Consider the following 25,371-nt stretch of genomic DNA (forward strand, 5'->3'; position numbering starts at 1 on the left):
CCCATGACGTCCTCCATTCGCCTCCTGGGCACGGGCCTCTTCGCCTGCGCCCTGTCCCTGTCCGGCTGTAGCGACTCCAACCCTCCCGGACCGGGACCTTCGGATCCGAAGCCGCTCGTCGAGCTCACCGACTACATCGACGTGGTCCCCAACGAGCCCTGCATGGACTCGAGCTACGCGTCCCCTCGCGCGAACTGCACCGACCCGGCCAGCTTCCCCCTCACGGGCTGTGACCTGGACGCGGTGCGCGCCGTGGAGCCTTCCGGCGTCTACCAGGCCGTCTTCCGCTACACCTCCGTGAGCGCGTTCGGCACGGGCTTCCGCCTGGACACCACCCCCAGCTTCCTGGGCAAGCCCCTGGTGCGAAACCAGGTGGGCCCCGAGGGGTTCTTCGTCACCGGCGAGTACATCACCTCCGCCAACAAGCAGCAGCGGTACGCGCTCGCGGGCTGCCGCGTTCCGGAGCCCGGCCGCATCACCGGCTGCTTCGTGCGCTGCACCGATGGCGTACCGGATTACTCCGGCACCTTCGACGCCCGGCGGATGAACCTGGCCCATGAAGCGGACACCGGCGCCCAGCCCATGCGCCTCGTCTCCGAGACCGCCGTTCCGGTGGGCGACCCCGTGGACGTCTACGTCACGAAGGGCCACGCCTACGTGGTGTCCCTGCCGCGCGGCAAGGAGGAGCCCGGCGGCCTGAGCGTCATCAACGTGAGCGACCCGGCCCACCCCGTCCTCGTCACCCGCCTGAGCCTGCCCAACGACAACTACTGGAACGGCGTCTGGGCCAAGGGAGACGCGCTCTACGTCGCCAGCGGCGACTCCGGCGTCATCATCTACGACATCACGAACCCCGCGGATCCCCGGTACGTGCGCGCGCTGCCCGGCGGCGCCATCAACGTGCACACCGTGTTCGTGGACGGCGACCGGCTGTACGCCATGTCCCCGTCCCCCAGCGGCACGACGTTCGTGTTCGACGTGTTCCGGCCGCTGGAGCCCTCTCTGGTCAGCCGCATCACCGTGCCCCACGAGCCAGGCGCCTACCCGCACGACGCGTTCGCCTACAAGGGGCGGCTCTACATCAACCACTCGACCACGGGCTACGTCGTCGTGGATGTCACCCGCACGGACGTGACGCCCGTGCTGGGCATGTATGCCTTCTCCGGCCAGTACAGCCACGCGAACGCGGTGGGCACCATCAACGGGCGCACCATCGCCTTCGAGGGTGGCGAGCGCCCTGGCGCGCACCTGCGCGTGCTGGACGTCACCGACCCGGCGAAAATCCGCCTCATCGCGGAGGTGCGCAAGCGCCCGCAGACGTCCATCCACAACATGGTGCTGGTGGGCACGCGGCTCTACGTGGCCTGGTACCACGAGGGCGTGCGCGTCTTCGACGTGGCCGACCCCGAGCACCCGAAGGAGGTGGCCGCCTTCGACTCCTTCCAGGAGGCACACCCGCGCAGCACCGACAGCCTCTACCAGGGGGCCATCGGCATGCGCGTGCCGGGCGACGGGCACGTGTACGTCGTGGACCTGTCGCGCGGACTGCTGGTGCTGGCGGAGCCGTGACGCGCGGGCGTCACTCCGTTTCGATGCGGTTGCGGCCGTTCTCCTTCGCCCGGTAGAGCCGGGCGTCCGCGGCGCGCAGCAGCTCGTCCAGGGTGGTGCCGTCCCTGGGCGCCACCGCGAGCCCCGCGCTGAAGGTGACGTGGAAGGTCTCCCCCGCGTCGCCTTCGAAGGTCATCGCCGACAGCTCCTCGGCGGTGCGGGAGAGGATCTCCTTCGCGCTCTCCGGCGTCTCGCCCAGCAGCGCGACGACGAACTCCTCGCCGCCCCAGCGGGCGCGCAGGTCCTCGCGGCGGAAGCGCGCGCCCAGCAGCCTTCCCAGACGCATCAGCACGCGGTCCCCCGCGAGGTGGCCGTACTGGTCGTTCACCTTCTTGAAGTGGTCCACGTCCAGGAAGCACAGCGCGAGCGGCCGGTCGCTTCGGCGCGCCTCCGACAGCCGCGTCGCCACCGCCTCCACGAAGGGACGGCGCAGCATCAGTCCCGTGAGCGCGTCTCGCTCCGTGCGCTCGCGCGACAGCCGTGCCCGCTCCAGCCGCGCGTGCACGCGGGCGCGCAGCTCCTCCTTCAGCACGGGCTTGGCCAGGTAGTCATCCGCACCGGCCTGGAACGCGGCCAGCCGGAACTCCAGCCCCACCTGCGCGGTGATGAGCAGGATGGGCAGATCCTGCCACTCCGGCGTCAGGCGCAGGATGCGGCACAAATCGAACCCACTGGGCCCGGGCATCTGCACGTCCAGGAGCAGCAGGTCCGGGCGGTGCTGCGCGAGCGCGTCCAGCAGGCCGTAGGCGTTCTCCAGCCCCACGACCTCCACGGCGTCGCTCACCAGCGCCTGGGAGAGGGCGCGCACCGCCTCCGGGTCGTCATCCACCACCATCACCTTCGAGCGCTCCAGCCGGCGCGTGGCCACCAGCCGCTCCGCCGCGGTGGCGAAGTCCTGCTGGGTGAAGGGCCGGGGCAGGAACAGCGACGCGCCCGCGTGCGCCGCGCGCACTCGCTCCTGCAGACCTCCGCCCGTGCTGGAGAAGGCCAGCGGCAGGGACTGGTGTCCCTCCATCGCGCGCAGCGCGCTCGCGGTGGCGAGCCCCGCCGCGCCCATGTGCAAGAGCGCCCCGTCCACCCACTGCCGCTCCACCGCGGCGCAGGCCTCCAGGGGCGTGGCGGCCGTCACCACGCGCACCCCTTCACGCTTGCCCATCCGCTTCGCGTCCGCGAGCACGCCCGCGTCCTCGTCCACCACGAGCAGCGTGCCCATGGCGGCGACGACGGCCTCCTCGGACTCCGGCTCCGGGGTCAGCACGGGCAGCGACACCCGGTCCTCCAGCGCGCGGAAGCCCGCGTCCACCTGGGCCCAGTCCAGCGTGCCCCCGGTCTTCACCGGCCGGAGCACGTCCTCCAGCGCGCCCGCCGCGATGCTCACGTCGCGGAAGCCGTAGCTGCCCGCGGTGCCGTGCAGCTTGTGCACGACGCTGTAGGCCTCTTCCATGGCCTCCGCGTCGCCGTGGCGCCCCTTGCCGAGCAGGGCCTGGAGCATGGCCAGCCGCTCCGGCAGCTTCGCGCCGTAGTCCGCGCTCAAGCGCGCCAGGCTGGCCGCGAAGTCGTCCACGGGCTCCGCGTCCTCCGCGTCCAGGGACTCCCGCGGCGGGGGCGGCGGCTGTGCCACCGCGAAGAGCTGCTCCAGCCACACCGCCAGCTCCTCCGGCCGGTAGGGCTTGTGCACCACGCGCGCCACGCCCAGCTGGCGCGTGAGCAGCTCGTGGCTCTTCAGGTCCTTCCAGAAGGCGGACGCGAAGAGCACCGGCAGGTCCGGCTTCGTCTTGCGCAGCTCCCGGATGAAGTCCGCGCCCGTCATGCCCGGCAGCAGGCCGTCCACGATGGCGGCGTCCACCGGCTTGGATTGGAGCACCGCGCGCGCTTCGGCGGCGGTGCGCGCGGGGGTCACCTGGTAGCCCCTGTCCCGCAGGAAGGTGCAGACCAGGGCCTGGAGGTCGCGGTCGTCCTCCAGGAAGAGCAGCGTCTTGTCGTTGCGCGCGGTGCTCATGGCATCGCCTTTCGGGGCTCGGCCGCGGCGTCGCGGCGGGCCAGCAGTCCGTTGAGCAGCTCCCGCACGGAGGCCACCAGCTCCTCCTCGGAAGCGCGGGCCTTCGTCAGGTGCCGGGTGATGCCCAGGGTGAGCTGGCGCTGGTCGGTGCGAGACAGCTCGCGGCCGGTGAAGACGATGAGCGGCGTGGCGCGGCCCTTGCCCTGGCGCAGGATGTCCACCACCTCGAAGCCGTCCAGCCGCGGCAGCCCCACGTCCAGCACGATGAGGTCCGGGGGCGTGTCACGCGCGAGCGCCACCGCGCTCTCTCCGTCCGCCGCTTCGATGCACAGCGCGCCCAGCCGTTCGAACTGCGCGCACAGCACCCGGCGCGTGGTGGCGTCGTCATCCACCACCAGCACGCGCGCCTGGCCTGGCTGGCGCATGGCGTAGCGCAGTGTCTTCAGCAACCGGGTTTCATCCACCGGCGTGGGCAGCCAGTCCACCAGCAGCGCCGTGCCCGCGTCCTTCGCCCCCGGCTGCGAGCGCCCGGACAGGGCCAGCACGGGCAGGTCGCGCGTGCGCGGCTGTTCCCTCAGGCGGCGCACCCAGTCCAGCACGGCGCCGTCCGGCATCCGCGTGTCCACCAGCAGCGCGTCCGGCAGCGCGTGCTCCACCGCCTGCACGGCCTCCGCGAGCGAGGCGGAGCGCACCACCCGGTAGCCTTCGTGCGACAGCAGGCCGCGCAGCAGGGCGGACAGCTCCGTGTCCGCGGTGACGATGAGCACGTTGTGGCGCGACTCGTCCCGGGGCAGCGGCGCGACGGAGGGAGCGCGCAGGGCCTCCAGGGTGAAGTGGAAGGTGGCGCCCCGGCCCGGGGGACTCGACACCTCGATGCGGCCGCCGTGCTGCTCCACGATGGCCTGCGAGATGGCCAGCCCCAGGCCGGTGCCGCCCTTGGAGCGGGTGTCGGACGCGTCCAGCTGCTGGAAGCGGCCGAAGAGGCGGGGGAGCTTCTCCTCCGGGATGCCGGAGCCCTGGTCCGTGACGCTGAAGCGCACCCGGCCGTCCACCGTGAAGCCGGCCGCCACCACCACGGAGGCGCCCTGGGGGGAGAACTTGATGGCGTTGGAGACCAGGTTGGTGAGCACCTGGATGAGCCGGTCGCGGTCGCCCTTCACCTGCGGCGCGCCCTCCACGTCCGAGCGCAGGGTGACATGCGCCGCCTCCGCCATGCCCTGCACGCCCGCGAGCGTCGCCTCCACCAGGTCCTGCGCCGCCTGCGGCTGGAGCTTCAGCTCCAGCATCCCAGACTCCATCTTCTCCAGGTCCAGGATGTCGTTGATGAGGCGGATGAGCCGTTCGGTGTTGGTACGCGCGATGCGCACCATGTCCAGCGCCTGCGAGGGCAGCTCCCCCACGATGCCGTTCTCCAGCAGGCCCAGCGAGCCGCGGATGGAGGTGAGCGGGGTGCGCAGCTCGTGGCTCACGGTGGAGACGAACTCGTTCTTCATCCGCTCCACGGCCTTGCGCTCCGTGAGGTCGCGCACGAAGACGGTGGTGCGCGGCGGGCCGTCCGCGTGCACGCGCGCGAAGGTGAGCTCCGCGGGGAACACGTCGCCGTCCGCGCGCAGGCACGGCGATTCCAGGCGCGCCGCGCCGTCCTCCTGGAGGAGCGCGGCGTGGACGGCTTCCCGCTGCGAGGCCGGCAGCGTCGCGGGCAGCGCCAGCGACATGAAATCCGCCCCCACCGCTCGCGCGGACGGCAGGCGGAAGTGGGTCGCCGCGGAGGGGTTGAACTCCGCGACGCGGCCGGACTCGTCCAGCACCACGATGCCGTCCGGCGACGCCTCCAGGATGGCGGCCTTGCGCGCGTCGCTGGCCCGCGCCTCCGCGCTCGCGGCGGACAGGGCCTGGGTGCGCTCCGCCACGCGCGCCTCCAGCCCCCGGTTGAGCTCCCCCAGCGCCGCGGACGCCCGCGCCAGCCGCACCAGCACGACGAGCACGTAGCCCACGAGCAGCAGGCACACGCCGAAGAGGACGATGCGCGTGCGCTCCGCGCGGGCCTGGGACTGCTCCTGGAGCTGGAGGTACGTGGTGATGAGGCGCTCGGCCTCCCCCGTGGCGCCGTGGTCCAGCAGCGCCTGGTAGGACGCGTCCGTGGCGCGCTGGAGCGCCATCAACTCCCGCGTGCGGGCCTCCAGGGCGTCCAGCGCGGCGAGGGCGGGGGCGGGCAGCGGCTGCTTCTCCCGCGCCCGGGCCAGACGCGCGAGCGAGGCCTCCACGCGGACCCCCGACGCCTCTCCCGGAGCGCGCGAGGCGAGCAGCACGTCCACGTCCATCGCCTCCACGTGCGCGCGCGGCGAGCCCGGAGGCAGCGCGGCAGCGGTGGCGGCGACGACGCCGGGGAAGGCCTCACGCAGGGCGGCGAGCTGCTTGTCCTTCTCGCGGGCCGCCGCCAGCAGGACGCGCGAGCCCTCCAGCACGCGCAGGTACGTGTCCAGGGACGCGTTGAGCGAGCGCATGCCCTCCGCGGGGAGGAAACCGGGCGCCGTGCGCAGCTGGCGGGCGCGGGCGGCCAGCGCGTCGAAGTCCCGCGCGGAGGAGCCGTGCAGCTGCGCCATGCCCACGCGCTGGCGCAGCACGTCCTGTTCCAGCTCCGACGTGGCCACGCGCAGCTGCCGCAGCTGGGTGCGGTAGTGGTCGTGGTCGGCGGTGGAGCCCGGGCGGCCCAGGACGAACAGGGCACACAGCAACACCAGGGCGCCAGCGGCCAGCGCGGCGGAGCGTTTGGACAGGCGGGGTTCCATCAAGGCACCAGGCGGCGGATTTCCTGCGGCAGGGTCATGGGGTCGAACGGCTTGCCGATGACCCCCACCGCGCCCAGCTCCAGGTAGCGCGCCACCTCCTGCTTCTGGACCTTGGCGGTCATGAAGATGATGGGCGTGTTCGCGGTGGCGGGCTGGGCGCGCAACCGGCCGAACGTCGTAGGCCCGTCCATGCCGGGCATCATCACGTCCAGGAGGATGAGGTCGGGGCCCTCCTGACCCGCCTTCTCCAGGGCCTCCGCGCCGGAGGACGCGAGCACCGTCTTCCACCCCCCCACACGGCTCAGGCTCAGCTGCCCGATGGTGCGGATGTCATCCTCATCGTCCACGAGCAGGACCTTCTCGATTTTCGCCATGGGAGGCAGTGCGCCAGGAAGAGGGGTTTGGATCGCGGTACGGAAGCGGGGGGGAAGTGGATGTCCGTCAGGCGACGTCGGGCTCCGGTTCGCACTCCGGCAGGTCGAAGGAGAAGCGGGTGCCCGCGCTGGGGGAGGTGCTGAAGCGCAGGGTGCCTCCCATGCGGGCCACCAGCCCGTGGGCGATGCTCAGCCCCAGGCCGGTGCCGGGGCGCTTGCGGGTGTCGGACGCGTCCGCCTGGGCGAACTTCTGGAAGACGCGGGACTGGAAGGCCTCCGGGATGCCGGGGCCGTGGTCCTGCACGCCCACGCGCAGGACGCCGTCCTCGCGGGTGAGGAACAGGGTGACGCGCTCGCCCTGGGGGGAGAACTTGATGGCGTTGGAGAGGAGGTTCGCCAGCACCTGGATGAAGCGGTCCTCGTCCACGCGGGCGCGGGCGTGGGGGAGGTCCACCACGGCCTCCAGGCGCACGCCGTATTCGTCCGCGTAGCCCTGGTGGGCCTGGAGCGCCTGGGCGAGCAGCGGCGCGACCTCCGTGGGCGCCAGGTTCAGGTCCAGCCGGCCGGACTCCATCTTCTCCAGGTCCAGGATGTCGTTGATGAGGCGCAGCAGCCGTTCGCTGTTCTTGTGGGCAATGCCCACCATCTGCGCCACCTGCGCGTCCAGCGGGCCGAGGATGCCGCCGCTGAGCAGCCCCAGCGAGCCGCGGATGGAGGTGAGCGGCGTGCGCAGCTCATGGCTCACGGTGGCGATGAACTCGTTCTTCATCCGCTCCACGCGCTGGCGCTCCTCCTCCAGCGTGCGGGCCTGGGTGACGTCGCGGGCGACGGCGTAGAGCAGCCCCTCCTCCGGGTCCGGCACGGCGTTCCACTGCAGCCAGCGCCAGGTGCCGTCGCGGCAGCGGGCGCGGTGCTCGAACTGGAGGACGGGGATGCCCTCCCGGGCGCGGGACAGGTGCCGCGAGGTGTCTGCGCGGTCCTCCTCCAGCGCCAGGTCCACCAGGGACGTGCTGTAGAGCTCCGCGTCGGAGAAGCCCAGGGTGCGGCTCCAGGCGCGGGACAGGCGCAGGAAGGTGCCGTCCATGGCGGCGATGCAGAGCATGTCCACGGAGACTTCGAAGAAGCGCTCCTGCTGCTCCAGCGCCGCGCGGGCCTCGCGCTCGTCCAGGGCGTTGAGCTCTCCTTCCGCCCAGGCGGCCATGTCCGCGAGCGCGGTGCGGTCCGCGTCCGAGAAGTCCCGGGGCTGCGAGTCGATGAGGCACAGCGTGCCCACGCGGCTGCCGTCCGTAGCGCGCAGGGGGTGGCCCGCGTAGAAGCGGACAAAGGGAGCGCCCAGCACGAACGGGTTGTCGTGGAAGCGCGGGTCCTTCAGCGCGTCCGGCACGATGAAGGTGGAGGGCGAGAGGATGGCGTGGGCGCAGAAGGACAGCTCGCGCGGCGTCTCCGTGCCGTCCAGGCCGATGCGGGCCTTGAACCACTGGCGGTTCTCGTCCACCAGCGAGACGAGCGAAATGGGCACGCGGAACAGGTGCGCCGCGGCGCGCACGATGCGGTCGAAGCGCTCGTGAGCGGGCGTGTCCAACAGACACAGCGAGCGCAGCGCCTGGAGTCGCCGCGGCTCATCCGAGGGCGTCGGGGGAGGAAGCATGGCGTAGCTCCCGTGCTACCCCACTTGTCTGCCATTGGGGAGAGGGCCCCACCCGAAGGCCCGGCCCCGGGTCAGGAGGACGAGCGGGCAGCCATCCTGTTGCAGCCCGAGAGGATTTGTCTGCTCTTGCCGCCTCGCTAACCCGCGCGGCGCTTGCGGGCGGCCCGCGGCTTCTTCCGGGGCGTGGGAGTGGGCGAAGACCCGGGCGCCGTCTTCGGGGGCATGACGGACACCACCGTGCGCACCACGCGGGCCACGGCCTTGAGCTGGCGGGGCTCCAGGTCGCGCAGCGTGCGCACCAGGCGGCGCAGCTCCAGTGAGTCCTCCTGACCTGGCGAGGCCCGGGGCGGCACCGGGGAGGTGCCGGCCCCCACGCCCAGCAGCGCGTCCGCGGACACGGACAGCACGTCGCACAGCCTCCGCAGGGTCTGGGCGCGGGGCAGCATGCGGCCGCGCTCCATGCGGCTGTAGACCTCCATGGCGATGCCCACGCGCTCCGCCACGTCCGCCTGCGTGAGTCCCAAGCGCAGCCGCGCGTCTCGGGCGGCGGCTCCAAACACCGTGTTCAGCTTTTCATTCACCGGGGCAGGCACGCGCAAAACCTTGCATCTCTCCCCAGGGGCGCAAGTTTTCGGGGGCCTGTCGGTCAGCGTTCCCGCAGCGCGAGCGCGCCCTGGATGATGAGGCCCATGGCCTTCAACCCCTCTTCATCCAGGGGCCGCAAGGCGCGCACCAGCCGGCGCAGGGAGGGGGGATCCTCCTCGCGGTCCGCCAGGGCCAGCGTGAGCGCCTCGTCCGGGGGCGACGGCCCGTCCAACCCCAGCAGCGTGTCCGAGCGGATGCGCAACACCATGCACAACCGGCGCAAGGTGGTGGAGCTGGGCAGCACGCGCCCGCGCTCCATGCGGCTGTAGACCTCCATGGCGATGCCCACCTGGCTGGCGACGTCGCCCTGGGTCATGCCCTGCCGCTCGCGGGCCTGTCGCGCCGCGGTGCCCACCGTGATGGCCAGCTCCTCGTTCATTGCCGCTCACCACCCCTGGCCGGACCGTGTCTCCCATGAAGTCAGGTGTCCGGCATCCTACCTGACACGGCAGCAACACTACCCCAAGGGGCGTGCGCCATGCTATGGACCCTTGAGGTCACTTCCATCCTTGCGCGAATGCATCCTCTCAGCCACGTCCTCCCTCTGGGATTCAACCCCCCACGTCCCGAAGCATCCGGGCTTTCCTTCCACGTAGGAGGCGCCACCCCATGAGCCTGGAGGGAGGACATCCGCTGCTCCTTCAGCCCCAGGAGGTGGTGGGCAGCTTCCGGCTGTTGAAGCGCCTGGCCACGGGGGGCTTCGGCACCGTGTTCCTGGCGGAGACCGGGGGGTTCCAGGTGGCGCTGAAGTTCGCGCTCCAGGGGCCGCAGGACTCCGAGGAGGGTTCGCAGGTGGACGCGCGCACGCTCAAGGAGGTGAGCGTGCTGCACCGCATGACCCATCCCAACGTGGTGGCGTTGCGCGGCTACCACCGCTGGCCGCACCCGCGCACGGGCTACCTGTTCCTGGTCATGGACTACGTGGAGGGTCCCACGCTGTCCGACTGGGCGATGGAGGCGAAGCCCACGGCGCGGCAGGTGGCGCGGCTGTTCGCGGAGCTGGCGCTGACGCTGGACTTCATCCACCGCGCGGGCGTGCGCCACCGCGACATCAAGGGCAGCAACATCATCGTGCGCGCGTCGGACGAGCGGCCGGTGCTGGTGGACTTCGGCGCCAGCGACCACGCCTGCGCCCCGGTCATCACCGACGGGCGGCCGCCGCCGGGCACGCCCAGCTACCGCAGCCCGGAGCTCCTGCGCTACTGGCTGAGCAACCCCCTGGGCATGGCCCGCTACGACTACCAGCCCACGGATGACCTCTATTCGCTGGGGCTCACGCTCTTCCAGGTGCTCACCGGGGACTTCCCCTATCCCCCGGACCTGCCGGCCGCGGCGCTGCTGGGAGGAATCCAGGCCATCAAGGGGCGAACCGCGCGTTCGCTCAACGCGCGCGTGCCCCGCGCCCTCGATGACATCTGTGGGCGGCTGCTGCGACTGGAGGCCAGCGAGCGCTACCAGATGGGCGCGGATCTCTACGCCGACCTGAGCGCGGCGCTGGAGCGCGCTCCGGACAGCTGGGACACGCCGCTGTTCAACACACCGCCGCCCCACGACGCCGTCACGGAGGAGTCCGACACGTACTTCGACGGCAACGAGGAGGCCCGCGAGCTGCGACGCTGGACCCGCTCGCAGGAGCGGCGCATCCCCGGCGCCGCGCCCCACTCCAGCGCGCCCACGCCGTCCGTGCCGCCTCCGCCCGGACCGACGCTGGGGCTGGCCGCGCCCCTGCCCCCGCCCATGCCCTGGTGGGTGGCCCGGCGGCTGGCGTGGCGGCGGCGGTGGGAGCGGTGGCTCCGGCGTCTGGGATTGCGCCGGGACGGGTGAACCCCAGGAGTTCCATGGCTCCAATCCAACCCTGGACGTTTGACGGCGACAGGGTTTGTGCTACCTGCGGGGTTGAGCGATTTCCGCTCCACCTGGGAGGTTGGAAGGCAGGCCATGAAGACGCCCGATACGACGACGGAGGAGAACCCCGGCATGCCCCGCCGCCCGCGCGTGCTGTTCACGGTGGGAGGCACGGCCTTCGAGTTCGTGCGCAAGCTGGAGGTGCGCTCCACCGGAGAGCTGCTGATGCTGGCGCGGCGGCGCTACCGGGGAGGGATGGGTGGCCCGGTGGTGATCAAACGGCTGCGCAACCCGTCCGGCTTCGTGGAGCGGCGGCGGCTGGTGGAGGAGGTGGAGCTGACGTTCCGGCTCAACCATCCGGGCATCGCCAAGGTCTACCACCTGAAGGCGTACCGGGGCGTTCCGCACGTGGTGATGGAGTACGTGGAGGGCCGGTCGCTGGACACGGTGCTCAACCTGGTGGCCATGCGGCGCAAGCCCATGTCCCCGGCCTTCGGTGCGTGGGTGGTCTCCGAGGTGGCGGAGGCGCTGCATCACGCGCACACGCTGCGGGATGAGTGGAACCGGCCGCTGGGCATCGTGCACCGGGACGTGAGCCCCCGGAACCTGCGCCTGGGCGTCCATGGCGAGGTGAAGCTCACGAACTTCACCGCCGCGTTCTCCACGCTGCCGGGGCGGGAGATCACCAGCCGCCCGCTGGTGAAGGGGGACGTGGCGTATGCCTCACCGGAGGCGCTGCGGCGCGAGCCCCTGGACGCGCGCAGCGACCTGTTCTCGCTGGGGCTGGTGCTGCTGGAGGTGCTGACGGGGACGCACCCGCTGGCGCAGGGGGACACGGCGCCTCCGCCCCCGCCGGACCTGCCTCTGGTGCAGGCCCAGGGCCCCACGTGGATGCCCCTGACGGAGGTGGCGGCGCGGATGGCGCTGGTGGGGCCTGGGGAGGTGGAGCTCATGGCCCGCGACGTGCCGGAGGGGCTGCGCGCGGTGGTGGTGCGGGCGCTGCGCCAGGCCCCGGCGGACCGCTTCGGCACGGCGGCGGAGCTGGCTTCCGTGCTGCGGGAGTGGCTGCGGGAGCATGCGCCCGCGTACGGGCGGCAGTCCGCGGCGGAGGAGGTGGCGGAGGCGGCCCGGGAGGCCACCGGCCGGCGCAACCAGGCGGAGCTGCTGGAGGGAGGGCTGCACCCGGAGGAGCTGACCGCGGAGGAGGCCGCGATGGCGTCCGAGGCCACCGTCTCGGAGGGTCCACCGCCGTTCCTTGGGGGTGACGACGTGACGCCGGACCTGAATGACGAGCCCTTGCCCGTGGAGGACCTGGATGAGCTGGCCAGTCCGGACGAGGAGGCCCCGGGAGACGACCTCGAGGACGACGACGACGGCCACCAACCGGTGTGAGTTCGTGTCCGCACCGGGTCCCTGGGACTCGGGTCACCCGAGTCCCCCGGGACCAGCGGGGTACCGAATGGCGGCCATGACTGTCTTTTCCGGACTTCGTGCGAGCCGCAAAGCATTCTGGTGTTTGGCGAAGCTTCCGTGAGTTGCTTGATTCCTCTCACTCAGCAACCCACTGCGTCACCCGGCCGGCGCGTTCCTCCAGGTGGGGCGCCGAGGGGGGGATGACAAATCCTGTCACCCGAGGGTCCACCGCGACTGACACGCATTCCACCCGCCAGTCAGCGCAAACCCAGACATTGACAGACTTTCACAGGAACCAATAAAAGGCGTGACAGCATTTTCACCCGCTGGCACTGTGATTTGCGTTTCCAGCTGTAGTCCAGACATACGCCGAGGGCCGGGAGGTCCCCCCGGGTCGGCGTAGGCCTGTCCATTCCCTCCATTTTCCATGACGTCCCCCGGCCGTGCTCGCTCCGAGCGCGGCACGGGAAGCGTGTCTCCGGGCTCCGGCCCGGTCACGTGAGGCCGGCGCGTGCCCGCTGCAAGCCATTGACTCTTTTCCTGACTGTCTTTGTCTCCCCAAGGAGTGTCGAGTGAAGCGAACGTCCCCTCGTTGGTTCCGGTCGCGCGGCATGTTGGGCGCGCTCTTGCTGTCCCTGTCTTCCCCGTGGATTGCCGCGTGTAGCTCCGGCTCGAGCGCGCCGGAGCCCTCCGCGCCCGCCGACCAGACGCAGTCCCAGGTCACCGTCTCCATTGGCGCTCAGGACCTCTTCAGCCAGGCCGTGAAGGGTCGCGTCTCCGCCCAGGCCTTCGCCTACAGCGACGTGAAGAGCATCCGCGTCGATGTCTCCGAGCAGGGCACCAACGGCCTCGTCATCTTCAAGAACTTCGACCTCTTCACCTCCGCCGGAGCGTGGACCGGGAAGCTCCCCTTCCTGCCCAAGGCCAAGGCCCTCACCTTCTCCGCCCGTGCACTCGATGCCTCGGGGAATCTCCTCTTCTCCGGCACCCTCGACGCCACGCTGAACCTCGACTTCGAGACCGTCACCATTCCGCTGGCTCCGGCCAACAACAACGCCGTCATCTCCCTCCCTCGCATCCGAAAGATCAGCATCCCCAGTGCCTTCGCCTCTTCGCAGTCGGGCAACATCACCTTCGCGGTGGAAGCAACGAATGGCGAAGTGCTGCGCTACGCCATCACCTCCGCCGTCACCGGAAGTGGCAGCTTCTCGCCCCTCAACGGAGCCATCACGCTGCAGAACACCGCGGGCGCCTTCGTCTCCCAGTACACGCCGCCGACGGTGTCTTCAGAGACGGTCTTCAACCACACCGTCACGGTGACCAACCCCGCGGGCCACTCCATCAGCACCACCTTCACCACGAAGGTGAAGCCCCCGGAGACGTCCAACGGCGTCATCGACACGTCCGTCGCCGTGCTCTTCAACCCCGTCATCAACGGCCTCAACGGCCTGCGGGTGCGCGACACGCAGAACGTCATCTTCACGGCGGACGTGAGTGACGACGGTGCCCAGGAAGCGCTCACCTACGCGTGGAGCTTCACGCCCGCTACGGGCACCACCTTCGACCCCGCGCCCGCGTTCACCGGGGACACCAACCCCTCCACGCTCCAGAACTACACCACCGCCGTGCAGGGTGACCTGAAGCTCGCCGTGACAGACGGCAACAACGGCACCACCACGCTCACCTACAAGCTCACCCCGGATCAGTTCCCGGACAACCCTGTCGCCGAGGGCCCGCTGGACGGTATCAACAGCATCCGCAACGGCCGGGACCACACGTGCACCCTCTTCAACAACGGCTCGGTGCGGTGCTGGGGCTACGGGGCCTTTGGTCAACTGGGCTACGAGAACACCCAGAGCATCGGTGACAACGAGCTTCCGTACACGGCTGGCGAGGTGAAGCTGCTCGGCAAGGCCACGAAGATCGCGATGGGTGGCAACCACTCGTGCGCGCTGATGGACACGGGCCTGGTGCGCTGCTGGGGCCTGAACAACTACGGGCAGCTCGGTTACAACAACACGGCCAACCTGGGTGATGGCGAGCCGGTGGCCAGCTTCGGCTACGTGAACCTGGGCGGCCCGGCCACGCGCATCACCGTGGGCGAGACGCACTCCTGCGCGGTGATGGCCACGGGCAAGGTGCGCTGCTGGGGCCGCAACCAGTACGGACAGCTGGGCTACGGCCACGTCAACAGCATCGGTGACGACGAGCAGCCCTGGAGCGCGGGTGACGTCGACCTGGGTGGCGTCACGGCCACGGATGTCGTCGCGGGCTCCAACCACACCTGCGCGCTGCTCTCCAACGACAAGATGCTCTGCTGGGGCTACAACCTGGAGGGCCAGCTCGGCTACGCCCACGCCAGCAACATCGGCGACAACGAGGTGCCGGGCAGCCAGACCGCGGTCGAACCGAGCGGTCCGATTGCACAGCTCGCCCTGGGCAACAACCACACCTGCGCCCTGCTGAAGACGGGCACCCTGCGGTGCTGGGGCGCCAATGGCCTGGGCCAGTTGGGCACCGGGCAGGCCGGCGGCAACTTCCTGTTCAAGGATTCCGGCAGCATCGACCTGGGCACCGGCGCCCTGCAGGTCACCGCGGGCGTGAGCCACACCTGCGCCCTGCTCTCCACGGGCAGCGTGCGGTGCTGGGGGCAGGCGAACTTCGGACAGACGGGCTACGGGACCACGACGGCGCGCAACACGCCGGGCCCGGCCGTGGACCTGGACGGAGCCACCGCGTACCAGGTGGCGGCCTCCTCCTCCGGAAACTACACCTGCGCGCTGCTCTCCACGGGCAAGGCGCGGTGCTGGGGCCAGGGCAACTCCGGTCAGCTCGGCTACGGCAACACCAATCACATCGGTGACAACGAGCAGCCCTCCGCCGCGGGCGACATCCAGCTCCTGCCTCCCGCGCCGTAGTCGCCGTCTCCCTCGCGGGCGCCCTCAGGACCGGGCGCCCGCCTGTTTTCGCCTGTCATTCCCTTCGCCTTCAGGAGTCTTCCGTGCAGAGGTCATCCCCTCGTTGGTTCCGTTCGCGCGGCATGTTGGGCGCGCTCTTGCTGTCCCTGTCTTCGCCGTGGATCGCCGCGTGTAGTGCTGGCTCCAGTACACCCGAGCCCTCCGCGCCCGCCGACCAGACGCAGTCCCAGGTCACCGTCTCCATTGGCGCTCAGGACCTCTTCAGCCAGGCCGTGAAGGGTCGCGTCTCCGCCCAGGCCTTCTCCTAGAGCGACGTGAAGAGCATCCGCGTCGATGTCTCCGAGCAGGGCGCTGGTGGCCTCGTCATCTTCAAGAACTTCGACCTCTTCACCTCCGCCGGGGCGTGGACCGGGAAGCTCCCCTTCCTCCCCAAGGCCAAGGCCCTCACGTTCTTCGCCCGCGCGCTCGATGCCTCCGGGAATCTTCTGTTCTCCGGCTCGCTCGACGCCACGCTGAACCTCGACTTCGAGACCGTCACCATCCCGCTGGCCCCGGCCAACAACAACGCGGTCATCTCCCTGCCGCGCATCCGCAAAATCAGCATCCCCAGCGCCTTCGCCTCTTCGCAGTCGGGCAACATCACCTTCGCGGTGGAGGCCACCAACGGCGAGGCGCTTCGCTACGCCATCACCTCCGCCGTCGCTGGAAGTGGCAGCTTCTCGCCCCTCAACGGAGCCATCACGCTGCAGAACACCGCGGGCGCCTTCGTCTCCCAGTACACGCCGCCCACGGTGTCTTCAGAGACGGTCTTCAACCATACCGTCACGGTGACCAACCCCGCGGGCCACTCCATCAGCACCACCTTCACCACGAAGGTGAAGCCCCCGGAGACCTCCAACGGTGTCATCGACACCTCCGTCGCCGTGCTCTTCAACCCCGTCATCAACGGCCTCAACGGCCTGCGCGTGCGGGAGACCAGCAACGTCATCTTCACGGCGGACGTGAGTGACGACGGTGCCCAGGAAGCGCTCACCTACGCGTGGAGCTTCACGCCCGCTACGGGCACCACCTTCGACCCCGCGCCCGCGCTCACCGGGGACACCAACCCCTCCACGCTCCAGAACTACACCACCGCCGTGCAGGGTGACCTGAAGCTCGCCGTCACGGATGGCAACAACGGCACCACCACGCTCACGTACAAGCTCACCCCGGATCAGTTCCCGGACAACCCTGTCGCCGAAGGGCCCCTCGACGGCACCAACGCCATCCGCGGCGGCAGCAATCACACCTGCGCGATGCTGAATGACGGCACGGTGCGGTGCTGGGGCTACGGCAACTTCGGCCAGCTGGGCTACGCAAGCACCAACAACCGGGGTGATACCCAGGCGCGGCTGCCGTATCTGGCGGGCCCGGTGGGCATCCTGGGCAAGGCCACCAAGCTGGCCACGGGCGGTGACCACTCCTGCGTCCTGCTGGACACGGGCCTGGTGCGCTGCTGGGGACGCAACGACTTCGGTCAGCTCGGTTACAACACCACGCAGAACCTGGGCGACGGCGAGGCCGTGACCGAGTTCGGCTATGTCAACCTGGGCGGGCCCGCCATCCGCATCGCGGCTGGCAAGGACCACACCTGCGCGGTGATGGCCACCGACAAGGTCCGCTGCTGGGGACGCAACAACGCGGGCCAGCTGGGCTACGGCAACACGGACAACATCGGCGACAACGAGCAGCCCTGGAGCGCGGGTGACGTCGACCTGGGCGACAACACCGCCACCGACGTCGTCACAGGCGAAGAGCACACCTGTGCACTGCTCTCCACCGGCAAGGTGCTGTGCTGGGGCCTCAACACCTTCGGGCAGCTCGGCTACACGCACCTCCAGACCGTGGGCCTCTCCAACAAGCCCAGCAGCCAGACGCCGGTGGAGCCCACGGGACTTGTGGCCCAGCTCGGCGCGGGCCACAACTTCACTTGTGCGCTGCTTCGCTCCGGCTCCGTCATCTGCTGGGGCAGCGCCACCAACGGCAAGCTGGGAGGAGATAGCCCCACCTACGATTACTACTCCTCCTGCGCTGACTACTCCGGCTGGTGCACGTTCCGGAGGCTCCCTGGCCCGGGCGTGCAGAACGCCACGTCCGCGGTGAACTTCGGCGGAGTCACCGCCCTGCAGGTGTCCGTGGGCTCGGAGCACGCGTGCGCCTTGCTCTCCACCGGCACCGTGCGGTGCTGGGGCCTCAACAACTACGGACAGCTCGGATACGGCAACACCACGAGTTTGGGCACTCCGGGCGGCGCGGTGGACCTGGACGGCGCGACGGCCTACCAGATCAGTGCCTCCTCCGGAAATCACACCTGCGCGCTGCTCTCCACGGGCAAGGCGCGCTGCTGGGGCCGGGGCACCTACGGTCAGCTCGGCTACGGCAACACCAACCACATCGGTGACAACGAGCTGCCCTTCGGCGACGTCCAGCTCCTGCCGCCCACGCCGTAGTTCCTGAGCACTCGCGGGCGCCTGGCACACACCGGGCGCCCGCTTCGCCGTCTTCCCGTGTGAGCCATGACGAAGCCTGCCGCCGCCCTCACGCTCCTGCTGTTGTGCACCGCCGCCGCGTGCACCGCTCCGTCGTCCACGGGTGACACACCTCTGGAGCCGACGTCCGCGGTGACGTTCAACATCACGGCGGACACCGTCGGCTCCCAATCCCAGACACGGCGCGCGCTGGGCATCACCTTCGCGGACGTGGCGCGCATCCGCATCGACGTGGAGGACGCGGCCAGCCACAGCGCGCTGTTCTCCAACTTCGACCTGGTGCCGTCTCCCTCCGGGTGGTCCGGCACCATGCCGTCCCTGCCGCGCCATCAATCCCTCACCTTCATCGCGTGGGCCTACGACGGAAACAGCGCGCTCCTCTTCCAGGGCAGCACCACGCAGACGCTCATCGCGGACCGGGAGTCCGTGGCCATCACGCTGGCGCCCACCAACGACGGCGCGCCCATCACCCTGCCGCGCATCCCTCGCATCCAGCTCCCCGGCGAGCTCATCTTCGGCCAGCCCGCCACCGTCACCTTCTTCGTCGAGTCCACCTCCGGTGAGGCCCTCACCTTCGCCCTCACCGCCGCGAACGACGGCGGCGCCTTCGTGCCCTCCAGCGGGACGTTCACGCTCACCGGGACCTCCGGCGCCTTCGTCGCCCGCTACCTGCCGCCCTTCGGCATCCCCAGCCCCACGGACTACACGCACTCGCTCACCGTCACGAACCCGGCGGGGCACTCGGTCAGCACCACGTTCGTGACGCGCGTCCTTCCCGCGGATCAATCCACGGACTCGCTGGGCACCACCGTGCGCATCCTCTTCGCTCCCGTCATCCAGGGCCTGGCCGCGTCCCGCCTCGCTGGCACCTCCGAGGTCGCGTGGTCCGCCACCGTGTCGGATGATCAACCCGCCCGCACGCTCGACTACGCGTGGAACTTCATCCCGGACGCGCCCGTGACGCCCGCTCCGGGCTTCACCACCCAGGCCAACCCCACCGTCCTCCAGCATTACGCACCCTCGCTCCAGGGCCGGCTGTCCCTCCAGGTCACCGACGCCGCTGGGGCCCGCACCACCGCCACCTACCGCCTGGGCGCGCAGCAGTTCCCCGACGCTCCCGTGCAGGCCGGCGGCCCCACCGACGTCGCCCAGCTCCGCGCTGGGGACAGCCACACCTGCGCCCTGCTCAACGACGGCTCCGTGCGCTGCTTCGGCAGCGGCGCGCAGGGCCGGCTCGGCTACACCGGCACCGCCAACGTCGGTGACGACGAGACGCCCGCGTCGAAGGGCCCCGTGCCCCTCGCTCCCAGCGAGAAGGCCGTGCAGCTGGCCACCGGCCTGGGCCACACCTGCGCCCTGCTCTCCACCGGGCGCGTGCGCTGCTGGGGCGCCAATGCCTCCGGACAGCTCGGCCTGGGCCATACGCGCACCATCGGCGACGACGAACCCATCGCCAGCGTGGGCACCGTCGACCTGGGCGGCGCACGCGCGCTGCGCATCACCGCGGGCGACCGCCACACCTGCGCGCTCCTCTCCTCCGGCCACGTGCGCTGCTGGGGCGACAACACCCACGGACAGCTGGGCCTGGGCCACACCGACACGCTGGGCGACAACGAGCCTCCGCCCACCACCGACGTCCCCGTCGGCGCTCCCGTGCAGGACCTGGTCGCGGGCGGCGACCACACCTGCGCCCTGCTCTTCTCCGGCCGCCCACGTTGCTGGGGCGCCAACGCCTACGGACAACTAGGTTACAACCGTGATGATGATGTCGGTGACACCGAGTTGCCGTCGTCAGCGGGTGACGTGGACGTGGGCGGCACCGCCGTGCAGCTGGCCCTGGGCACGAACCACACCTGCGCCCTGCTGGACACCGGCGCCCTGCGCTGCTGGGGCGCCAACGCCTACGGACAGGTGGGCAACGGCAACCCCGACTACGCCACGCCCCTTACCGCCGTGACGTTGGGCTCGGGCCTCCGCGCCGTCCAGGTCGCAGCCGGTGCGCAGCACACCTGCGCCCTGCTCGAGTCCGGCCAACTCCAGTGCTGGGGCAACGGCGCCCGGGGACGGCTGGGATACGCCAACACTCGTTCCCTCTCCGCTCCCGGCACCGCGTTCATCGACGTGGGCGGCGCTCCCGCCACCTCCGTCACCGCGGGCGGCCAGCACACGTGCGCAGTGCTCTCCTCCGGCCGTGCGCTGTGCTGGGGCTTCAACACCTCCGGACAGCTCGGCTACGGCCACATGCGCGCCATCGGCGATGACGAGGCACCCGCGCTCGCCGGGGGCATCCTCCTCGTGTCGCCCTGACACCGCGCACGGGAGGGCCCTGATGCCTTGCGGCCTGCCCTCCAGGCCCGGGCGGGCGCTTCCGGAGCGGGGTGCCGGACACAGGGGGCGATGACGTGACGCAGGAGCTGAATGAGGAGCACCTGCCCGTGGAACGGCCCCCCGCGCGCGTGGACCGGAAGCGGAGCTTCCAGGCCTGTGATTCCTTCTGGTCTGGTAGTTTCTCGGGCGGAGGCCGTCCCGCTTGCCCTTCTCCTTCTCCGCGTTGAACCTGCCCCTGGTGCTTGGGGGACTGCTTCTCTTCACGGCGGCCCAGGCTCAGTCAGCATCATCTGTTCGCGAGCGCAGGGATAGGCGGGTTGTGCTCCCTCGCCCTGGTGAGCCCATCCTGGAGGTTCCAGTCGCGGCGGGCATCCTGACGACCCTCGTCCTCGATTCGGCGCTGGACCGGGCCTCCATGGAACTGGAGGGCCGCACTCGCTTCAAGCTCGTAGACGTGGGCGAGCGCTCCATCAACCTGGAGCCGGTGGTGGAGCTGGGCGCGGGTGAGCATCTGATGCTCCGCGTGCGCTTCGCGGATGGAGCCTTCCCCGAGCATGCGGTCTTCGCTCTCGTGTCTCACCCAGCCGTGGTGGACACCCGCGTGGAAGTATCCCGTCGTCCACTGGCCCCCGAGGCGCTTCAGGCGGAGTTGTCCGAGGTGCGCGCCCAGCTTGCGGCGAAGGAGGCCGAGCTTGCCGCACTCCGTGCACGCGGCGATGCGGGTAGCCCTGCGGCTCTCGCTCTGGCGGGGCTTCTCGGCGCGGACGGGGTATCGGCCAGGAACGTTGGCCTTCAGCCCGAGACGGAGATGCAGTCCTCACTGCGTGTCATGGACGGCCTCAGCCTTCGCGCGTCTGCCTGGAGAGTGGTGTCCGTGGAGGTGAAGAACTACGGAAAGACACCTTGGACGCCCACGGAAGCGCGTCTCACCCATTCAACGGGCGGTGTGCCGGTGCAGGTGCTCGGCGTTCACATGAAGCAGCCGCAGATTGGGCCCGGAGAGGTTGGCACCGTTGTGGTGGAGACGAAGGTGCCTGCCTGGGATGCGGGTACGTTGTTCCGCTTGGAGTTGGTGGATGCCACGGGCACGCGTCCTCTTCTCGTTCCATCTGTCGCGCTGTAGAGGTTGGTCATGTTGACGGTCATTCACCACCCCGCGCAGCTCCCGCCCGGGTACATGATTCACGGCTGGCGCGTGGTGAAGCTGCTGGGCGCGGGCACCTATGGTGCCGTCTATCGCGTGGAGATGAACGGCCGCCACTTCGCGATGAAGATCGCGATGCACCGGCCCGGGAGCGGCGACGCGGAGCAGGCGGACGCACGGTTGAAGCGTGAGCTGGGCTGCCTCGTTCACCTGACGCACCCGAACATCGTCGGCGTGCACGGTCACGGTCGCTTCCCGGACTTCGAAACAGGGTGGCTCTACGTTCTGCTCACCTTCGTAGAGGGCTACACCCTGGCGGAGTGGGTGGAGCGGGTGCACCCCACGGCCCAGGAGGTGGTCCGCGTCTTCGAGAAGCTCGCGGGCGCCATGGACTACATGCACGGGCGCGGCGTCTTCCACCGCGACTTGAAGCTCGCCAACATCATGGTGCGCGCCAAGGACGGCGAGCCCGCCATCCTCGACTTCAGCGCAGGCGACTACACGCACGCCGAGGATTTGACGGATGCGCCCCTGCCGCCCGGCACCCGGCGCTATCGCTCGCCCGAGGCTGCGCGCTTCTTCAAGGAGCATGGAGACGAGCGGGGCGCGCGCTATGAGTTCAAGGTGACGGATGACGTCTACGCGCTGGGCGTCTGCCTTTATGACGTGCTGACGACGGCGGAGCCCGCGAGCGGTTCCCCGAAGGCGGCCGTGGAGGGACGCTGGGTGCCCAGGTCCGCCCGGGAGTTGAACGCGCGGGTGCCGGCGGGACTCAGTGACGTGGCGATGCGCTTCATCGCGCGCGAGCCCGAGCAGCGCCCCCCCACGGCGGAGGTGATGCGCCGCGAGTTGGCGGCCCTCGCGGGCGAAGCGGGACCGGAATGGACCGTTCCCGTCCACGTCCCCTCCTTGAAGCCCCCTACCGCTCCCGCCTCCAACACGGATGAGGAAACGCCCCCCGCCCGCCGCGTGAGGCGGGCCCGCGCCGTGGATGCCGGAGTGGCGCTCCTCGTCGTGGCGGCCGTGGCGGGGGCCTTCATGTGGCTGCGTCCTGCGTCGCATTCTGTCTCCAGTGAGGACGTTGAGCATCCGCCCGCGCCCACTTCGCCTGGGGATGCGGGAGTTGCCTCCCTCGTTCCAGGACCCATGTCCCTCCAGGATGCGGGCCCCTCGCCTGACGCGGGCGACATGCTGGCTGCGTCGTCCCCTGGGGTAGCTTTGCCCCCACTCGATTCTGTCCGGAAGGAAAGCTCCGCCGTGAAGCGTGCTCCCATCGTCGCAAGCCCGTCCAAGAAGGACTCCACCTCCAGCACCAGGGCGGAGTTCCTCGCGAAGTGTGCTGCGGCGAGCGCCGCCGTCGCCCTGCAACTCGGCTGCCCTAGCAGCTCCCAGGTGCGTCCTGAATCAGGAGCGTGCCCCGAGGAAGCACGCAACGCCATGTTCCGAGGAACTGGAAATGGAGGGCTCGATCTGATGCCGAACCGTTCTTCTGTGCAGGTCACCATCGACAGGAGCCAGCCGGGCGATCCTGGTGATTTGGGGGTCTTCAGGGATGGCCCCGTGACAGGCGTTGTCTTCAAGGGCAATCGCACCATCCCCAAGGGAACGGTGTTCTCCGGCCGGTTGTGGACGGGAGACGGGACGTTCCTGCTGGCCCGCTACACCGAAGCGCACCTCCCGGACGGACGCACGCTGCCGGTGTGCTTTGCCATTGGGGATGAGGGCCCCGAGGGAGCTTGGGAGGGCTCCAAGCCGGGGGCAGTTGTCTACTCTCGTGTCGGGTATGCCTATTCCATGGACCGCTGGCCCTGAGTCTGGAACGTAAAGACTCGTTGCGTTTCCGTCGCTGCGGAGGCCATTCCGGGGATAGCAGGGAAATTCGAACTAGATGACCCGTAGCGTCGTTCACGCGTGGAGGCAGCCGGAGGTAGCTTTCCGTCTGCCTTTGCGCGGCTCCCTCGCGCGGGCATTCAGGAGCCCCCTTCATGTCCAGTGGTGCTGACTCCCGGCTCGCCGGGGGCACGGTCCTCTTTTCCCACGCGGGAACCGCTTACGAGTTCTTCCAGGAGCTGGGCATTGGCCGCAATGGCGAGCGAGTCCTCTTCGCCCGGCCCCGAACGCCCTCCGGCTACAGGGGGAAGGTCCTCGTGAAGTGCGTGCCCCTGCCGGAAGGGGCCGCGCCGGAGAAGTTCCAGCGGGCGCGGGCGCGGCTGGAAGAGGAGGTGCGGCTGGCGCAATTCCTCCAGCACCCCAACATCGCCCGCGTCCATGGCCTCTTCGAGATGAAGTTTGGAGAGGCACGAGGCCTGGGCGCCGTCATGGAGTGCGTGGAAGGCTTCAGCCTGGACACCCTCCTCACCATCGCTCAGCTGCGCGGGCGCTACTTCTCCGAGGCCTTCGTCCTCTACGTGGGCGCGGAGGTGGCGGCGGCCCTTGCGCATGCACACACCCGCACGGACGACGCGGGCAACTCGCTGGGCATCGTCAACCGGGACATCAACCCCGGTTGCATCCGCCTGCGGCCTGGTGGGGGCGTGGTGCTGACGGACTTCGGCGTCGCTTGCTCCAGTCTGCAAGGGCGCCTCGCTACGACGCTGCCGCGTCCTCCAGGAGAAGTCATCTACGCTTCACCCGAGGCGCTGGTGGGGGCGGTGACGGATGCGAGAAGCGACCTCTTCTCCCTGGGGCTGGTGCTGCTGGAGTTCGCCACGGGGCGACACCTCTACTACCCGGGGAATCTCAAGGTGGAGGACGAGTCCCCTCGGCTCTCGCGGGAGCAGAGCCAACGCGTGCTCGCGGCCATGACCACGACAATGGACATGAACCTGCCGCCCTTCGTGGAGGACGCCGTCCAACGCGCCATGGTGTTCAGCGGGAAGGACGTGAAGGAGGCCGCGTTCGGGCTGTCCACCTCGCCGCGCTCCGTCTTCCTCCGGCTGCTGTGCCGCGAGCCCGCGTCTCGCTACCCGACAGCGGCGGCGCTGGAGCTGGAGTTGCGCGGGCAGCTCGCGCGGCTGGGGCCGTACAGCGCGGCGGATGCGGTGAAGGAAGTAGAGACCGCCCTCTTTGAAGGCGGCGAGGCCCTGGAGGAGCTGAATCTGCTGGAGGACGAGGGCGGCATCGTCCCGGCCTTTCCGTCGCTGAGTCAGGACGCCATCCGCACGGAGCCGCACCCGCTGCGCAGCGCGGACGAGACGACGACAGAGCCGGGACCGGGCGCCTTGCGCCTGCCACGGCATTAACAGTCGCTGGCTCGACGCAGCCGACCTTCCCCCTGTGTGGCAGCGCTGGGCCCGCGGGTGCCGGGCTGAATGTCAGACGTGTGTCCTTTGCTCTCCTCGGAGGTGTCACGCCCAGGGGGCGTGGATGCGAATGACACGAAGTTGCTCTCCCCCACGCCGCAGGGGACGCCGCGGCCGGGGGCCTTCGCCTCGGTGGGCCTGGGGGTGGACCATGCGCGCTGATGCCCTCTTGCTGGCCCTGGTGCTGATGGCCATGGGATGCGCCTCCGTGCCGCAAGCGCATGGGCGTGGCCGAAGCTTGAGCCATGCGCCGCGAGAGGACTCCTCGCCCGCCTGGGTGGAGGCTCCGAACGACGAGCCCCCGCGCGCATGGAACGCTCTCCCCCGCGTCCTCTCCGGGTCTGAGCAACGGCTCCTGCGCCGCCAGCAGCCGCGTGACGACGTGACCGCCGTGGGAGACGGCGCTGTCGGGGGCGGGGCCCGGAGCAATGCATTGACGCGGCAGGCAGTCCTCGACGCGACGAAAGACGTGAAGGGCTCCCTGTCCCGCGTCGAGGCCGCGTTCACCCAGTTGGCGGCCCGTCCTCCGGACCTCTGGGGCTTCAGCCTCACCGGCGTCTTCACGCGCTACCTCGACCAGGGCTCCAAGCAGGTGACGTGGCTTCATGGCGCGCTTGGGAGCGCCACCGCGTTGACGGAGGCGGCCTCGGAAGTTGGCGACACTGACATGGAGTTGGGCCTGCTGCGCATGACGGGGCCAAAGCTCCAGGCGGCTCAGTTCGGGACGCTCCTGCTGGCCACCTGGGTGGACTTCCTCCACCTCGCGGACGCCATTCTCAGAAACTGCCCCATGTGCAGCGCCGAGAAGCTCTTCGTGGACCTTCATCGCG

Annotated in this window: 16 protein-coding genes and 1 pseudogene; 11 read left to right on the forward strand and 6 right to left on the reverse strand. The window is 70.1% G+C overall.

The genetic code is table 11. The features are described 5' to 3' along the window. Positions 1–3: 3 nt before the first annotated feature. Positions 4–1,569 carry an LVIVD repeat-containing protein gene (locus tag D7Y11_RS16350; RefSeq protein ID WP_120575483.1) on the forward strand — a complete coding sequence of 522 codons (1,566 nt, stop codon included), beginning with the start codon at positions 4–6 and terminating at the stop codon, positions 1,567–1,569. Positions 1,570–1,579: 10 nt separating this feature from the next. Here D7Y11_RS16350 and D7Y11_RS16355 read toward each other — a convergent pair whose 3' ends face one another. From D7Y11_RS16355 to D7Y11_RS16380, 6 genes are all read right to left on the reverse strand, one after another. Next, positions 1,580–3,607 (reverse strand): response regulator, encoded by a 2,028-nt coding sequence (locus tag D7Y11_RS16355; protein WP_126934161.1) that lies wholly within the window; start codon positions 3,605–3,607, stop codon positions 1,580–1,582. After that, positions 3,604–6,396, reverse strand: coding sequence for an ATP-binding protein (locus tag D7Y11_RS16360; protein ID WP_126934162.1), 2,793 nt, complete (start codon positions 6,394–6,396; stop codon positions 3,604–3,606). Before D7Y11_RS16360 ends, D7Y11_RS16355 begins: the two co-directional genes overlap by 4 nt. Further along, positions 6,396–6,770, reverse strand: a complete 375-nt coding sequence (locus D7Y11_RS16365; protein ID WP_014400722.1) for a response regulator — start codon at positions 6,768–6,770, stop codon at positions 6,396–6,398. The genes D7Y11_RS16360 and D7Y11_RS16365 overlap by 1 nt, the downstream gene beginning before the upstream one ends. Before the next feature lie 67 nt (positions 6,771–6,837). Next, the gene (locus D7Y11_RS16370) at positions 6,838–8,418 is read right to left on the reverse strand and encodes an ATP-binding protein (RefSeq protein WP_126934163.1); all 1,581 of its coding nucleotides are present in this window, start codon (positions 8,416–8,418) and stop codon (positions 6,838–6,840) included. Positions 8,419–8,555: 137 nt separating this feature from the next. Next, the gene (locus D7Y11_RS16375; protein WP_233596734.1) at positions 8,556–9,011 is read right to left on the reverse strand and encodes a helix-turn-helix domain-containing protein; all 456 of its coding nucleotides are present in this window, start codon (positions 9,009–9,011) and stop codon (positions 8,556–8,558) included. 53 nt (positions 9,012–9,064) lie between these two features. Next, on the reverse strand, positions 9,065–9,442 hold the full coding sequence (locus D7Y11_RS16380) for a helix-turn-helix domain-containing protein (protein WP_120575488.1): 378 nt from the start codon (positions 9,440–9,442) through the stop codon (positions 9,065–9,067). Between the two features lie 230 nt (positions 9,443–9,672). Between D7Y11_RS16380 and D7Y11_RS16385 the strand changes: the two genes are divergently transcribed. The 10 genes and pseudogenes from D7Y11_RS16385 to D7Y11_RS16425 all read left to right on the forward strand — a co-directional run. Continuing rightward, positions 9,673–10,887, forward strand: coding sequence for a serine/threonine-protein kinase (locus tag D7Y11_RS16385; protein ID WP_121752789.1), 1,215 nt, complete (start codon positions 9,673–9,675; stop codon positions 10,885–10,887). 114 nt (positions 10,888–11,001) lie between these two features. Beyond that, on the forward strand, positions 11,002–12,300 hold the full coding sequence (locus D7Y11_RS44975) for a serine/threonine-protein kinase (RefSeq protein ID WP_121752790.1): 1,299 nt from the start codon (positions 11,002–11,004) through the stop codon (positions 12,298–12,300). A gap of 593 nt (positions 12,301–12,893) precedes the next feature. Beyond that, the gene (locus D7Y11_RS16395) at positions 12,894–15,239 is read left to right on the forward strand and encodes an RTX toxin (protein WP_233604934.1); all 2,346 of its coding nucleotides are present in this window, start codon (positions 12,894–12,896) and stop codon (positions 15,237–15,239) included. Positions 15,240–15,322: 83 nt separating this feature from the next. Further along, the gene (locus D7Y11_RS44320) at positions 15,323–15,547 is read left to right on the forward strand and encodes a hypothetical protein (protein WP_233607304.1); all 225 of its coding nucleotides are present in this window, start codon (positions 15,323–15,325) and stop codon (positions 15,545–15,547) included. Between the two features lie 6 nt (positions 15,548–15,553). Then, complete coding sequence (locus D7Y11_RS16400) at positions 15,554–17,728, forward strand: RTX toxin (RefSeq protein WP_233607305.1); 2,175 nt, start codon at positions 15,554–15,556, stop codon at positions 17,726–17,728. A 66-nt stretch (positions 17,729–17,794) separates the two neighbouring features. Next, the gene (locus D7Y11_RS16405) at positions 17,795–20,074 is read left to right on the forward strand and encodes an RTX toxin (RefSeq protein WP_126934164.1); all 2,280 of its coding nucleotides are present in this window, start codon (positions 17,795–17,797) and stop codon (positions 20,072–20,074) included. Between the two features lie 259 nt (positions 20,075–20,333). Next, positions 20,334–21,218 carry a DUF2381 family protein gene (locus tag D7Y11_RS16410; protein ID WP_233596738.1) on the forward strand — a complete coding sequence of 295 codons (885 nt, stop codon included), beginning with the start codon at positions 20,334–20,336 and terminating at the stop codon, positions 21,216–21,218. 9 nt (positions 21,219–21,227) lie between these two features. Beyond that, positions 21,228–23,051 (forward strand): serine/threonine-protein kinase, encoded by a 1,824-nt coding sequence (locus D7Y11_RS16415; RefSeq protein ID WP_233596737.1) that lies wholly within the window; start codon positions 21,228–21,230, stop codon positions 23,049–23,051. Positions 23,052–23,224: 173 nt separating this feature from the next. Beyond that, positions 23,225–24,481, forward strand: a complete 1,257-nt coding sequence (locus tag D7Y11_RS16420) for a protein kinase (RefSeq protein WP_120575494.1) — start codon at positions 23,225–23,227, stop codon at positions 24,479–24,481. Between the two features lie 211 nt (positions 24,482–24,692). Continuing rightward, a pseudogene (locus D7Y11_RS16425) lies at positions 24,693–25,371 on the forward strand (DUF2380 domain-containing protein); the annotation flags it as partial.

This window comes from Corallococcus sp. AB018, from assembly GCF_003986945.1.
Taxonomy (GTDB): Bacteria; Myxococcota; Myxococcia; order Myxococcales; family Myxococcaceae; genus Corallococcus; species Corallococcus exiguus.

Excerpts from the sequence above, each read along its gene's own strand:
- D7Y11_RS16360 (WP_126934162.1), bottom strand. The coding sequence starts at position 6,396 with ATGGAACCCCGCCTGTCCAAACGCTCCGCCGCGCTGGCCGCTGGCGCC.
- D7Y11_RS16380 (WP_120575488.1), bottom strand. The coding sequence starts at position 9,442 with ATGAACGAGGAGCTGGCCATCACGGTGGGCACCGCGGCGCGACAGGCC.
- D7Y11_RS16365 (WP_014400722.1), bottom strand. The coding sequence starts at position 6,770 with ATGGCGAAAATCGAGAAGGTCCTGCTCGTGGACGATGAGGATGACATC.
- D7Y11_RS16420 (WP_120575494.1), top strand. The coding sequence starts at position 23,225 with ATGTCCAGTGGTGCTGACTCCCGGCTCGCCGGGGGCACGGTCCTCTTT.
- D7Y11_RS16385 (WP_121752789.1), top strand. The coding sequence starts at position 9,673 with ATGAGCCTGGAGGGAGGACATCCGCTGCTCCTTCAGCCCCAGGAGGTG.
- D7Y11_RS16350 (WP_120575483.1), top strand. The coding sequence starts at position 4 with ATGACGTCCTCCATTCGCCTCCTGGGCACGGGCCTCTTCGCCTGCGCC.
- D7Y11_RS44975 (WP_121752790.1), top strand. The coding sequence starts at position 11,002 with ATGAAGACGCCCGATACGACGACGGAGGAGAACCCCGGCATGCCCCGC.
- D7Y11_RS16405 (WP_126934164.1), top strand. The coding sequence starts at position 17,795 with ATGACGAAGCCTGCCGCCGCCCTCACGCTCCTGCTGTTGTGCACCGCC.
- D7Y11_RS16370 (WP_126934163.1), bottom strand. The coding sequence starts at position 8,418 with ATGCTTCCTCCCCCGACGCCCTCGGATGAGCCGCGGCGACTCCAGGCG.
- D7Y11_RS16415 (WP_233596737.1), top strand. The coding sequence starts at position 21,228 with ATGTTGACGGTCATTCACCACCCCGCGCAGCTCCCGCCCGGGTACATG.
- D7Y11_RS16355 (WP_126934161.1), bottom strand. The coding sequence starts at position 3,607 with ATGAGCACCGCGCGCAACGACAAGACGCTGCTCTTCCTGGAGGACGAC.